This window comes from Roseomonas sp. BN140053, assembly GCF_047690175.1.
In the GTDB taxonomy this organism is placed as follows: Bacteria; Pseudomonadota; Alphaproteobacteria; order Acetobacterales; family Acetobacteraceae; genus Roseomonas.
Window position 1 is genome coordinate 19076 of sequence record NZ_JBLLEB010000047.1, and the last position, 11768, is coordinate 30843.

Genomic DNA, 11768 nt, shown 5'->3' on the forward strand with positions numbered 1-11768 from the left:
CGACGTCCTGACGCTTTCGCGAGCGCGCAGCGCGGAAACCTCCGGCCCATGCGCCGGCTTTCTTCCTGGCGCGCAACTATTCTGGGGCATCGCCTGTGAGCTTCGTTTTCCGGCTTCTGCTCCTGGCGGTGATGAGTGTCCTGCCCTCCGCCTTGCTGGAGGTTTGGCGCACCGAGCACAGCCGGCAGGAAAACCTCTCCGAAGTTCCGGACAACGCCCTGCGCCTGGCCGAGATTGCCGCGGCCGAGCAGAGGCGCATCCTGGAGGGGGCGAGGCAGCTGCTCACGGCCCTGTCGATGCTCCCCATGATCCGGGACCAGGACGAGGCGAGTTGCGGCCCGGCGCTGCGCCGCCTGCGGGAGCAGTTCTCCCTCTACACGGTGATCGGCGCGGCGGGGCTGGACGGGAAGATCTGGTGCAGCAGCGCGAGACCCGGCACCGACATCTCGGATCGCCCGGGCTTCCAGCGCGCGGTGCAGACGGGAAACTTCGCGGTGGGCGGCTACGTGGTGGGCCGCATCACCGGCCGGCGCACGCTGAGCCTCAACCTGCCCGTGCTCGAAGAGGACGGCCGGGTCGCCGGCGTGCTCAATGCCGGGCTGGATCTCGACCTCCTGGCGGAAGACCTCGCCAGCAGGGAACCGGCACCAGGCGTGAGCTTGACCGTGGCAGACCCGGACGGGATCGTGCTGGTCGACCTGCCGGGCGGTCGGCAGGTCGGCAACCACCTGCCGGAACGGCTGCAATCGATCATCGCGGGTGCCCAGTCCGGCGTGATCGACACGGAGTGGATCAACGGGACCCGCCAGATCGTCGGCTATGTTCCCGCAGCATCCTCCTCCAACGCGTCCTTTCTCGTGGCTGTCGGCCTCGATTACCAGCGGTTCGTGGAGGACCCCTACCGGCAGGGCCCTTCCCTCGCGGTTTCGGCCGCGGTGCTGGCGGCGGCGTTGCTGGCGGCCTGGTTCTTCGCCAGCCGCTACATCCGCAGGCCGATCGCGCGGCTGGCGGCGGTGACCGAGCGCTGGCGCCAGGGCGACATGACCGCGCGGGCCGGGCGGATCGACCGGAACTCGGAGATCAGCCAGCTCGGCCTCGCCTTCGACGCCATGGCCGATGCCGTGGCCGAGCGCGAGCGGCGCATGGCCGACATGCTGGAGAGCACGACGGACACGGTCTGGGCCGTGGATTCGGAGTGGCGCGTGACATTCATGAACCGCCGTGCCCAGGAGCGCGTGAAAGGTTACGAGCTGCTCGGGCGCGTCGTCTGGGAGGTTTTTCCGGATATCGAGGTCGGGCCGATCGGGGATGCCTATCGTCGGGCGATGACGGAACGTGTCCCCACGCAGATCACCGTCTTCTATGAGCCGCTCGCCGGACATTTCGAGCTCAACATCTTCCCGTCCGAGGAGGGTGGCCTCGTGCTCTTCGTGCGCGAGGTCACGGAGGAGATCCGGGCGCGGGAAGCCCTGCTGCACCAGGCCTATCACGACCGGCTGACGGGGCTGCCCAACCGGAGCTGCCTCACCGAGATGGCCACCAGGGGGGAGGATGGGCGCCAGCCGAAGGCCCTCCTGCTGCTGGATTTCGACGGCTTCAAGCATGTGAACGACACGCTGGGCCATGCCGCAGGGGATGAGGTGCTGCGGGATGCCGCGGCCCGCCTGGCTGACCGGCTGGGCGAGAGGGGCAGGCTGGCCCGCCTGGGTGGCGACGAGTTCGCGGTGCTGCTGTTCGAGGAGGAAGCGGCGGCGGGCGAGGCGATCGCGGACGAGATGCTGTCCGTGCTGGCGCAATCCCCTTTTGCGGTGCGGGGGCGGCACTTCCGCATCACGGCGAGCGCTGGGCTGGTGCGGGTTCCGGCCGGTGCCCCGGCTGATCCGGAGGCACTGCTCTCCAATGCCGATCTGGCCCTCTACCGCGCCAAGGCGGCCGGCAAGGGGAAGTACTGCGTCTTCAGCGAGGCCGACCGGGCTGAATACGAGGCCCGGTGGTTGCTGGACGACGATATCGACCGTGCCGTCGGGCAGGGCGAGTTCGAACTGCATTACCAGCCGCAGATGCGGCTTTCCGACGGGGCGCTGGTCGGGGCGGAGGCGTTGATCCGCTGGCGCCATCCGACGCGCGGCCTGCTGAGCCCGGCGTTTTTCCTGGAGGCGCTGGAAAGCAGCCGCCACGCGGGCCGCATGGGCAACTGGATCCTCGACGAGGCCTGCCGCCAGACGGCCGCCTGGCGCCGCGCGGGGCTGCAACTCCGTATAGGGGTGAACCTGTTCGGCGAGCAACTGACGGCCGGCGACCTGGCGGGGATCGTCGGGACGGCGCTGGCGGCCCACGGCTTGCCGCCGGAGGCGCTGGAACTGGAGCTGACGGAGAACATCGCGCTGCGCCAGGACAAGGGGGAGATGCTGGCCTCCCTGCAGGCACTCCGCGCACGGGGCGTCGGCATTGCCTTCGACGATTTCGGCACGGGCTTCGCCTCCCTGACCACGCTGCGCGACTTCCCGGTTACCCGCCTGAAGATCGACCGCAGCTTCATCTCCGGCCTGCCGGGGGCGACACACGACGCGGCGATCGTGGAATCCGTGCTGGTGCTGGCGGGGCGCCTGGGGCTGGAGGTGATCGCGGAGGGCATTGAAACCGAGGCGCAGGAGAGCTTCCTGGCCGCCCGTGGCTGCCCGGAGGGTCAGGGCTACCGCTATGGCCGGCCGATATCGGCGGGGGAGTTCCTGGCGGCGTGCCTGACACGGAAGTCCACGGGAAACCTGTCCCGATGATGGAACGCTGCGACACTGCTGGCGTGGCGCGTCCCCTCTCTCCTCCCGCCTGCGTCATCGGCGGCGTCGACCCGGACCGGTTCGAGGCCGCCGAGCAGGGGGGGAGGCCCGACGAGCTCCCCGCCGACCACGCCCCGGACTTCGCGCCGGTGGCCCATCCCACCCTGCGCACCGGCATCGCGGCGGTGCTCGCCGCTGCGGGCGCTCGGCCGGTGCCCAGGGCGGCGGGGCTCTGACGGGCATGGAACCGGAGGTCCTGCTGGTCCGCGTCCTCGATCTCATCGGGACCTTCGTCTTCGCGCTCAGCGGTGCCGCGCTGGGCGTGCAGCGGAGCCTGGACCTGTTCGGGGTACTGGTGCTCGCCTTCGTCACGGCAGTGTTTGGCGGCATCACGCGGGACGTCCTGATCGGCGCCGTCCCGCCCGCCTCGGTCGCGAGCTGGCACAATCTGGCGCTGGCCGTCCTGGCCGGGCTGCTGCTCTTCCGCTTCCCCAAACTGTTCGAAGGCTTGCGACACCCGGTCCAGTTCTTCGACGCGGCAGGGCTCGGGGTCTTCGCCGCGGCCGGGACGCAGAAGGCCCTGGACCATGGAATCAATCCGCCGATGGCGGCCATCCTGGGCATGATCAGCGGCATCGGCGGCGGCATGGTGCGCGACGTCCTGACGGCGCAGGTACCGACCGTGCTGCGCGCCGATATCTACGCCGTTGCCGCCCTGGCGGGCGCATTGGTGGTGGTCGCGGGCGACGGCGTCGGTTTGCCACCGACCGCCGTCGCCCTGGCCGGGATCGTCCTTTGCGTATTCCTGCGGCTCATGGGGCTTTATCGCGGCTGGAAGCTGCCGCTCGCGCGACCATCGACGGATTGATGGGCGCCGCCATACGGCCGGCATACCCTCGAAAGGAACAGCCAGCCGACACGGCGCCAGCGCGAACCGGGCGAGCCCGCCGCGGCGAGCCAGGCCTGCGGCGGCACGCCCGCGGATCAACCAGACCTTAAGCGGGATGGCCGCAGGATGCGTCCGGGATCAGGGGCGCAGGAAGCTTTGGCCAAGGGACGCAAGGGCGAGGGCGTGACCATCGTTCTCCGGCGGGAGGAAGCGGGCGAGGCCGGGCACCATGGCGGCGCCTGGAAGGTCGCCTATGCCGATTTCGTCACCGCCATGATGGCGTTCTTCCTGCTGATGTGGCTGCTCAACGCCACCACGGAAGAACAGCGGCACGGCCTGGCCGACTACTTCACCCCCAACAACGAGCTGGCCAAGGGCGCCAGCGGCACCGGCCAGCCCTTCGGCGGCCGCACCCCGCACGAGGCCGCGGGCATGGCCTCCAACACCGGGGCGGTGCGGCTGGAAACCGGGCCGCAGCCGGTGCTGCAGGACATTGAGTTGGACGACGACAGCCTGCAACCCGCCCGCCCCGTCCTGACCCGCGAGGCGCCCCCCGGCCAGAACGACGCCCCCGATGCGCGCCCGGCCCTCGTACAGACGGCCATGCTGGACGGCCGCTTCAGCGTGCCGGACCCGCGCAGCGCCCTGGCCTGGAGCCTGCGCAGCAGCCTCGCGCCCGCCGCGGCGGACGGTTCGGGAGGGACGGAAGCGCGGGCCGCGGCCCTGGATGCGTCCGGCAATCCCGCGCCGGCCGCGCGCGACGCTTCCGGCAGCCCCGCGCCGGCCGCGCGCGATGCGGACCTGGCCGCGGCCTCGGAGGCCGCGCTGCGGCAGGAACTGAGCCGGCGCGAACAGGAAGCGCTGGACGGGCTGGCGGAGCAGCTGCGCTCGGCCGTGCGCGACGACCCGGCCCTGGCCGAGCTGGCGCCGCAGCTGCGGGTGGAATCCGTCCCCGAAGGCCTGCGCATCCAGCTGCTGGATGCCGACCGGCAGCCGATGTTCGCGCTGGGCGGCACGGCGCTGAACGAACGCTCCCGCGCGCTGCTGGGGCGCGTCGCCTCGGTGATCCGGCGCGTGCCCAATGCCGTGGCGATCACCGGCCACACCGACGCTACGCCGTTTCGCGGCGGCGAGCGGAGCAACTGGGATCTTTCGGCCGAGCGCGCCAACATCACCCGCCGCCTGCTGGTGGAAGGCGGGGTGACCGAGGCGCGGCTGCGCTCCGTTGCCGGGCTGGCGGAGCGCGAGCCGCTGCTGGCCGACAACCCCAATGCCGCCGCCAACCGGCGCGTCGCCATCCTGCTGTTGCGCACCGTCCCGGCCGCGGGGACGGCGTCGCGATGACCACGATCGGCGGCCTGGTGTTCCTGCTCGCCTGCGTGTTCGGCGGCTACGTGCTGGCAGGCGGCAAGTTCGACATCATCCTGCACTCGCTGCCGCACGAGATGCTGACCATCGGCGGGGCCGCGATCGGCGCCTTCGTGATGGCCAACAGCATCCATGACATCAAGCACGTGCTGGGCGGCTTCGGGAAGATCCTGAAAGGCGGGCGCTTTCACAAGGCCCAGTACGTGGAGATGCTGAGCCTGCTGTTCTGGTTCGTGCGGCTGGCGCAGCAGAAGGGCGCGATGGCGCTGGAGCCGCATATCGAGAAGCCGGAGGAAAGCCCGGCCTTCAACAAGTTCCCCGCCATCGCCAAGGACCACCACGCGGTGGTGCTGATCTGCGACTACCTGCGCATGGTCGGCATGAACGCCGACGACCCGCACCAGATCGAGGACATCATGGCGCGCGAGCTGAAGAAGCTGCGCGAGGAGGAGCTGCATCCCTCGCACGCGCTGCAGAGCGTGGCGGACGCGCTGCCGGCGCTGGGCATCGTCGCGGCGGTGCTGGGCGTGATCAAGACCATGGCCTCCATCGACCAGCCGCCGGCGGTGCTGGGCGGCATGATCGGCGGCGCGCTGGTGGGCACCTTTCTGGGCGTGCTGCTGGCCTACGGCATGGTGGCGCCGATCGCGGCGCGGCTGAAGGGCGTGGTGGACGAGGAGTGCAAGTACTACGAGGTGATCCGCGCCGTGCTGGTGGCACACCTGCACGGCAACGCGCCGCAGGTGGCGGTGGAAACCGGGCGCAAAACGGCGCCGTCGCAGCACATGCCCTCTTTCCAGGAACTGGAAACCACGCTGCAGGATCTGCAGATCGCCTGAGGCGCAGGGCCAGGTTTTCCCGCGGTGGTGGGGCGCGGTTCCGGGGCGGCGGTTTGCCTTACTTCCTTACCATCTTACTTCCTTACCGCAGGGTGCCGCAGCGGCGCCTTTTACGGAAAATAATCCTACAACGTCAAGGCGTTAGCGGTCAAGCGTGGCAACGGATGTGACAGATTCGGCCAATTCTGACACTTCTGCGCGCTTGCGGTCCTGCCGTCCCAGCGGCCAGTTCGGCCGGGGCGACGTTTCCGCCCCCAGCTGCCCGGAGCGGGTAGCAGCCCGGTTCCGCACGGGGCGGGCCACGTGCGGCGAGCGCGCTTCGCGAGGTGGGACCCGGGGGCGGGCCGCAGAGGTGACGCAGCGGCGGCGCGGGCCTCACCTCGCGGAGCGCTCACGGGGTGGAGGATTCTGAACCCCTCGCGCGGGACGCAGGCTTCGCCTCCGCCCTGGGGGATCCGAGGGGGGCGCCCCCTTGGCCGCGGCTGGCCCGGAAGGCGCCGCTCAGGGCCCGGATGGCCAAGCCAGGGCTGGCAGGCGGGCTACGGGGATGCGGGCCACGGACATGCCGCGGTTTTCCAGCGTCACCGGGATTTCCAGCTGCGGCGGGCCGCCCTCGGCGGGCGGGCGGGACAGGGCGGCGGCGACGCGGCTGGCCAGGGCGGCGGAGCGCTGCGGGATCAGCCCGGCGCCGGCCAGGGCGGCCACCGCGGCTTCGGCGCCCGAAAGGCGCAGGGTGCCGGCGCCCATGGGCTGCAGGCCGGCGTCCAGGGCCAGGGTGGCGGCCAGGGTGGCGACGACGTCGCCCCATTGCAGCGTGGCGCCGCGCAGTTCCAGCACCCCGCCGGCGTCGCGCCAGGCGGCGGCGCGGGTGGCGGGAACGCGGCCGCCGGGCTGCGGGCCGGTCAGCGCCGCGTCCAGCCCGACGCGCCCGATGCGCGGGCCGAGCGGGTAGCTTTCGCCCGGCGGCAGGGTGGGCAGCATGATCTCCTCCGCCTGGGCGGACAGGGTGACGGCGGCCTCGCCCTCGGTGGCGGTGGAGCGGGTGTCGATGCTGGCGTGCAGGCTGCGCAGTTCCAGCCCGCTGCCGGGGGTGCCGGCGCCGTTGCCGCTGGACAGGCCGACGCGCAGGCGCTCGGCGGTCAGCTCGCCCCCGCGTGGCAGCACGTCCGATTGCAGTGGCAGGCGGCCCACCAGCCGGTCGGCGGCGAAGGGGATGTCCAGCCGGCCCAGGCGCAGGCGCTGCGGGCCGCGCGGTTCGATGCGCAGGGCGTCCAGCCGCGGCAGCACCACGCCCAGCACCAGGGCGGTGGACTGCCATTCGACGCCGCCGGGCAGGCTGGCCTCGCCGCCGCGCAGGCGGAAATTGGGCAGGCGCAGGGTGGCGGCAAAGGGCCAGCCGCCGCGCTGCGGCGGGCCGTGCTCGATCTCCCAGCCCTGGGCTTCGCGCGACAGGGTCCAGGCGTTGAAGCCTTCCTCCAGCCGCTCGCCCATCCAGCGCCACAGCAGGGCATGGGCGCCGGCCAGCAGCACCAGCAGCACCAGGGTCCCGAGCAGCAGCCGCGCCGGTCGCCAGCGGCGCCGGGCGGGCGGGGCGGCGCCAGCCGGGCGGGGTGGCGGCGCAGTGCCGGCCGGGGTGGCGGGTGGCGTGGCGCTGGCCGGGCGGGCAGGCAGCCTGTCGCCCGCCGGGCGTAGCGGCGGCGCGTCGCGGCCGTCGGCGGCGGTTTCGGCCCGGCCGGCGGGCGCCTGCTCATGCGTGCTCACGCCACCGCTATAGCGCGGCCGCCGGCGGCCTGCATGATGCGCGCGTGACACCGGAACACCCCGACACCACCCCGACCCGTGCCGAGGCATGGCTGGACCCGGACGGGTGCCTCTACGTCTTCGCCTACGGCTCGCTGATCTGGAAGCCGGGCTTCCTGCCCGATGCCGTGCTGCCCGCCCTGCTGCGCGGCTTCCACCGGCGCTTCTGCGTCCGGTCCACCCGGTATCGCGGCACGCCCGAGCAGCCCGGGCTGGTGCTGGGGCTGGACCGCGGCGGCGCCTGCCGGGGGGCGGTGCTGCGGGTGGCGGGGGAGCGGGCGGCGGCGGTGCTGGACTACCTGCGGGAGCGGGAACTGTCCGGCGGGTCCTATCACCAGCGCCGGGTGCGGGTGACCGCGCTGGGGCCGGGCGGCGGGCGGAGCGTGTGGGCGGTGGCCTTCGTGGTGGACCGGGCCGCCGCGACCTATTGCGCGGCGCTGGACCCGGCCGAGGCGGCGGCGGCCATCGCGCGCAGCGCCGGGGCGATGGGGGCGAATCGGGAATACCTGCTCAACACCGTTTCGCAGCTGCGGGCGATGGGCGTGCGGGATTCCGCACTGGAACGTCTGGCCGCGCTGATGCCCCCTGTTGCGAGCACGGGTTGAGCGGGTTTTCCGCCAAGTTTTCCACAAGCAGCGCGGCGGTTTTCCGCCGTTTGTCGCCGGACTCCGGGAGTTACCCACAGATGGGGCGGGAAAACCGCCGAGTCGCGAGCAAGTTGTTGAAAAGGAATGGTTTTACGAATATCACCGTTTCGGGAGCGGGCGGAAAAACCGTGCTCCGCCAAATTCTTGGAGCGGAATCCTGGCAACCAGTGGCAAGCTCGCCCCGCAGGTCTTCCACGAAGTTGTCCACAGGCCCTGGGGAAGGCGGGAACAGGCGGGTTGCCGCGTCTCCATAGCGGCTCCGCCCCGCCCAGCCCAGGGGAACAGACGCGGCCCATTCACGCGCCGGTGTGCCGGCCGGGGACGGTCAGCGGGTGTGGTAGGACAGCCCGGCCCAGGCGCCGGCGAGCTTGCCGAATTCCCGCAGCATCACCGGCGGCCGGGCCCGGTGCGGGTCCACGGGAAAGGGCCGCAGCACGGTGTCGGCGGGCAGTTCCCGCCGCAGTTCCAGCAGGGCACGCGGCATGTGGAAGCCGGCGGTGACCACCGTCACCGAGCGCAGCGACTGCCCCTGCACCCAGGCCGCCACCTCGCGCGCATTGCCGCGGGTGCTGCGGGCTTCGCGCCCCAGGGTGGTGCGGGTCACGAAGGGCCAGGGCTCCAACCCCGCGGCGCGGGCCACCGCCGGCAGGTCGGCGTCCTGGCCGACGCCGGAAATCAGCAGCCGGCTGTTCGGCCAGGCTTCCGCCAGGCGCAGCCCGGTTTCCACCCGCTCCGGCCCGCCGGTCAGCACGGCGATGCCCTCGGTGGGCGGGGGCTCGGCGGGGGCGGGGCGGGCGGCGGCGTCCAGGAACCAAGCGTAGCCGCCGCCGCTCAGCAGCAGCCCCGCCACCGCCAGCGCGAACAGGCCGCGGCGCAGCAGCTGCGGCAGCCGGCCGGGCCATCTGCCAGGCAATCCCCTGGGCAGCTTCCCGGGTGAACCCTCGGGCGATCTCCCGGGTGATCCCGCTGGCGATCTCGCCCGCAGCCTCATGGCAGGCGGCGGACCCAGCGGCGCACGGTGACCTGGGCGGTGCCCCAGCCGATCAGCCAGGCGGCAGGGATCAGCAGCAGCAGCTCCGCCCAGGGCAGCGCCTGCCAGGGAATGGCGTTGTCCGCCCCCCCGGCAAAGGGCGCGGCGAGGCGGGCCAGGGCCAGCAGGGCCGGGGCAGCAAGCGCCGTGCCGCCGGCCGCCCCCGCCGCCGCCAGCAGCCCGACGCGGCGGGCGACGCGGCCGGCAATGGCGCCGCGGGTGGCGCCGAGGTCGTGCAGGATGCCGATGGCCTCGCGCCGGGCGGCGAGGCCGGCCCGCGTCGCCACCGCCACCACCGCCGCCGCGACCCCCGCCACCAGGGCCAGCGCCGCCAGCGCGATGCCCTGGACGGAGCGGGCCAGCGCCGCCAGCCGCGCCACCCACAGGCCGTGCGCTTCCAGCTCCGCGCCGTCCACGGCCTCGGCCAGGCGGGCGGCCAGGGGGGCGGGGTCGAGCGAGGCGTCGCGCAGGTGCAGCTCGATGACGCCGGGCAGGGGCAGGGCGGGGGCTTCGCCGAGCCAGGGGCGCAGCAGCGCCGCCACCCGGGCCGGCTCCACCGGGCTGGCGGCGGCCACCAGGGGCGAGTCGCGCAGGATCGCCAGGGCGCGGTTCAGCCGCTCGGGGTCGGGGCGGGGCAGCTGCACCGTGACCGCGGCGGCGGCGCCGGACTGCCAGCGTTCCGCGAGCCCGGCGGCGCCGTGGGCCCCGGCCAGGGCTAGGGCGGCCAGCAGCGACATGGCGGCCACCAGCCCGGGCAGCAGCCGCCCCGACAGGGCACGGCGCAGGCCGAGGGGATCGCGCGAGCGGCGGCGGCGCTCAGCCATCCCGGCGGCCGCGCATGCCGTAGGGCGGTGTGTCCGGCGGGGCGCCGGGGGGACGCCGGTCCGGGGTGCCGTGGGGTGAGGCTGCCGCGCCGCCGCGGGACGCTGGCCCGGGCGAGGTGCCAGGCGCGTCGTCCCAGGCCACGGCGGCCGGGTCCGGCGCGTCGTCCCAGGTGGTGGTGGCGGGGCTTGGCCGGTTGTCCCAGGCGGTGCCGGTGGGCTCCGGGCCGTCGTCCCAGGTGCCAGTGGGGCCCTGCTCGGGGGCGTTGTTCCAGGCGGAGGCGGCGGGGTCCGCGTCCGGCGCTTCGTCCGGATGGCCGAAGGCGACCAGCCGGCCGCGTTCCAGCGTCATCACGGGTGCCGGAAAGGCGGCCACCAGCTCTTCCGAGTGGGTGGCGACCACCACGGTGGTGCCCAGGCGGTTCATCTCGGTCAGCAGGGCCAGCAGCCGCCGCGCCTGCCGGGGGTCGAGGTTGCCGGTGGGCTCGTCGGCCACCAGCAGTTCCGGCCGCGCCACCACGGCGCGGGCAATGGCCACGCGCTGCTGCTCGCCGCCCGAGAGTTGGGGCGGCAGCGAATCGGCGCGGTTTTCCAGGCCCACCCAGCGCAGCAGCTCGGCCACATCGGGGCGCAGCGAGGCTTCGGAGCGCCCGGCCAGCCGCAGCGGCAGGGCGACGTTGTCGAAGGCGCTGAGATAGGGGAGCAGCCGGTAGTCCTGGAACACCGCCCCGATTCGCCGCCGCAACGGCGGCAGCGCTTCGCGCTTCGCCTGGCTCAGCCGCACGCCCAGGATCTCCACCTCGCCGGAGGTGGGGCGCAGGGCGCACTGCATCAGCCGCAGCAGCGTGGTCTTGCCCGCGCCCGAGGCCCCCGTGAGCCAGGTGAAGGAACCGCGCGGCAGGGTGAAGCTGAGATGCTTCAGGGTCTCGTCGCCCTCGCCCCCGGACGGGTCGGGATAGCGCAGGCCGGCATCGCTGAAGCGCACCATGGGGCGCAGGGTGTGCCACGGCCGGCGGGGCTGGGCTAGGATGCTCGCATGCGCATCGCGTGCCCCCATTGCAGCACCGCCTACGACGTGCCCGACACGATGCTGGTGCCCGGCCGCAGCGTGCGCTGCGCCCGCTGCGGCGAAAGCTGGGCGCCCGCCCCGGCGCTGCCGCCGGCCGCCGCGCCGCCCGCCCCGGCGCCGCAGCCCGAGCCGGCCCCGGGGGCCGCGCCGGCCGCGGTGCCAGCCCCGCCCCCGGAACCCGCGCCGGACATCGCCGTGCCGCCGCCCCCGGCCGCCTTTCCCCGCGCGGCGCCGCCACGGGCGGAGATTGCGCCGCCGCCGAGGCCGCGCGGGCTGGTGCTGGCCTGGGTGGCCTCGGTGGCGGTGCTCGGCCTGGGGCTGGCGGCGGTGCTGGTGTTTCGCGCGCCCATCGCGGCGGCCTGGCCGCCGGCCGGACGGCTCTACGCCGCGCTGGGGCTGTTCTGAGGCGCGGTTCCCGGGGGAACCGCGCCGGGTGAGGCCGGACTACTCCTTCTTGGCGGTGGCCAGGTTGTAGGTGGTGGAGGCGGTGGCGCCGGCGGTGTCGTCGCCGATCTTGCCGTACTTGAA

The 11768-nt window shown here is 73.5% G+C and carries 11 protein-coding genes; 7 read left to right on the top strand and 4 right to left on the bottom strand.

Annotated elements, in window-relative coordinates; all coding sequences use genetic code 11:
* Positions 1-131: 131 nt before the first annotated feature.
* The 5 genes from ACLIBK_RS23065 (at position 132) to motA (ending at position 5873) form a co-directional block, all read left to right on the top strand.
* Positions 132-2777 (top strand): EAL domain-containing protein, encoded by a 2646-nt coding sequence (locus ACLIBK_RS23065; protein WP_415389659.1) that lies wholly within the window; start codon positions 132-134, stop codon positions 2775-2777.
* Positions 2774-3013: a hypothetical protein gene (locus ACLIBK_RS23070; RefSeq protein ID WP_415389660.1), complete on the top strand. Its 240-nt coding sequence runs from the start codon at positions 2774-2776 to the stop codon at positions 3011-3013. Before ACLIBK_RS23065 ends, ACLIBK_RS23070 begins: the two co-directional genes overlap by 4 nt.
* A gap of 5 nt (positions 3014-3018) precedes the next feature.
* Positions 3019-3645 carry a trimeric intracellular cation channel family protein gene (locus ACLIBK_RS23075; protein WP_415389661.1) on the top strand — a complete coding sequence of 209 codons (627 nt, stop codon included), beginning with the start codon at positions 3019-3021 and terminating at the stop codon, positions 3643-3645.
* Positions 3646-3792: 147 nt separating this feature from the next.
* Positions 3793-5010 (top strand): flagellar motor protein MotB, encoded by a 1218-nt coding sequence (locus ACLIBK_RS23080; RefSeq protein WP_415389662.1) that lies wholly within the window; start codon positions 3793-3795, stop codon positions 5008-5010.
* Entirely contained in the window at positions 5007-5873 is an 867-nt protein-coding gene (gene motA, locus ACLIBK_RS23085) for a flagellar motor stator protein MotA (RefSeq protein WP_415389663.1), read from the top strand. Before ACLIBK_RS23080 ends, motA begins: the two co-directional genes overlap by 4 nt.
* A gap of 501 nt (positions 5874-6374) precedes the next feature.
* Here the strand turns inward: motA and ACLIBK_RS23090 are convergent.
* Positions 6375-7634, bottom strand: coding sequence for a DUF2125 domain-containing protein (locus tag ACLIBK_RS23090; RefSeq protein ID WP_415389664.1), 1260 nt, complete (start codon positions 7632-7634; stop codon positions 6375-6377).
* A gap of 44 nt (positions 7635-7678) precedes the next feature.
* Here ACLIBK_RS23090 and ACLIBK_RS23095 point away from each other — a divergent pair, with 44 nt between their 5' ends.
* On the top strand, positions 7679-8278 hold the full coding sequence (locus ACLIBK_RS23095) for a gamma-glutamylcyclotransferase (protein ID WP_415389665.1): 600 nt from the start codon (positions 7679-7681) through the stop codon (positions 8276-8278).
* 367 nt (positions 8279-8645) lie between these two features.
* Here ACLIBK_RS23095 and ACLIBK_RS23100 read toward each other — a convergent pair whose 3' ends face one another.
* The 3 genes from ACLIBK_RS23100 to ACLIBK_RS23110 form a co-directional block, all read right to left on the bottom strand.
* The gene (locus tag ACLIBK_RS23100; RefSeq protein WP_415389666.1) at positions 8646-9233 is read right to left on the bottom strand and encodes a YdcF family protein; all 588 of its coding nucleotides are present in this window, start codon (positions 9231-9233) and stop codon (positions 8646-8648) included.
* Positions 9234-9307: 74 nt separating this feature from the next.
* Entirely contained in the window at positions 9308-10174 is an 867-nt protein-coding gene (locus ACLIBK_RS23105; RefSeq protein ID WP_415389667.1) for a cell division protein FtsX, read from the bottom strand.
* On the bottom strand, positions 10167-11159 hold the full coding sequence (locus tag ACLIBK_RS23110; RefSeq protein WP_415389668.1) for a cell division ATP-binding protein FtsE: 993 nt from the start codon (positions 11157-11159) through the stop codon (positions 10167-10169). The genes ACLIBK_RS23105 and ACLIBK_RS23110 overlap by 8 nt, the downstream gene beginning before the upstream one ends.
* 48 nt (positions 11160-11207) lie before the next feature.
* Between ACLIBK_RS23110 and ACLIBK_RS23115 the strand changes: the two genes are divergently transcribed.
* The gene (locus ACLIBK_RS23115) at positions 11208-11645 is read left to right on the top strand and encodes a zinc-ribbon domain-containing protein (protein WP_415389669.1); all 438 of its coding nucleotides are present in this window, start codon (positions 11208-11210) and stop codon (positions 11643-11645) included.
* Positions 11646-11768: the final 123 nt, after the last annotated feature.

What these genes read in the sequence shown, in the direction of transcription:
- ACLIBK_RS23065 (WP_415389659.1), top strand. Translation starts at nt 132, where the DNA reads ATGAGTGTCCTGCCCTCCGCCTTGCTGGAGGTTTGGCGCACCGAGCAC.
- ACLIBK_RS23070 (WP_415389660.1), top strand. Translation starts at nt 2,774, where the DNA reads ATGATGGAACGCTGCGACACTGCTGGCGTGGCGCGTCCCCTCTCTCCT.
- ACLIBK_RS23075 (WP_415389661.1), top strand. Translation starts at nt 3,019, where the DNA reads ATGGAACCGGAGGTCCTGCTGGTCCGCGTCCTCGATCTCATCGGGACC.
- ACLIBK_RS23080 (WP_415389662.1), top strand. Translation starts at nt 3,793, where the DNA reads ATGCGTCCGGGATCAGGGGCGCAGGAAGCTTTGGCCAAGGGACGCAAG.
- motA (WP_415389663.1), top strand. Translation starts at nt 5,007, where the DNA reads ATGACCACGATCGGCGGCCTGGTGTTCCTGCTCGCCTGCGTGTTCGGC.
- ACLIBK_RS23105 (WP_415389667.1), bottom strand. Translation starts at nt 10,174, where the DNA reads ATGGCTGAGCGCCGCCGCCGCTCGCGCGATCCCCTCGGCCTGCGCCGT.
- ACLIBK_RS23110 (WP_415389668.1), bottom strand. Translation starts at nt 11,159, where the DNA reads ATGGTGCGCTTCAGCGATGCCGGCCTGCGCTATCCCGACCCGTCCGGG.
- ACLIBK_RS23115 (WP_415389669.1), top strand. Translation starts at nt 11,208, where the DNA reads ATGCGCATCGCGTGCCCCCATTGCAGCACCGCCTACGACGTGCCCGAC.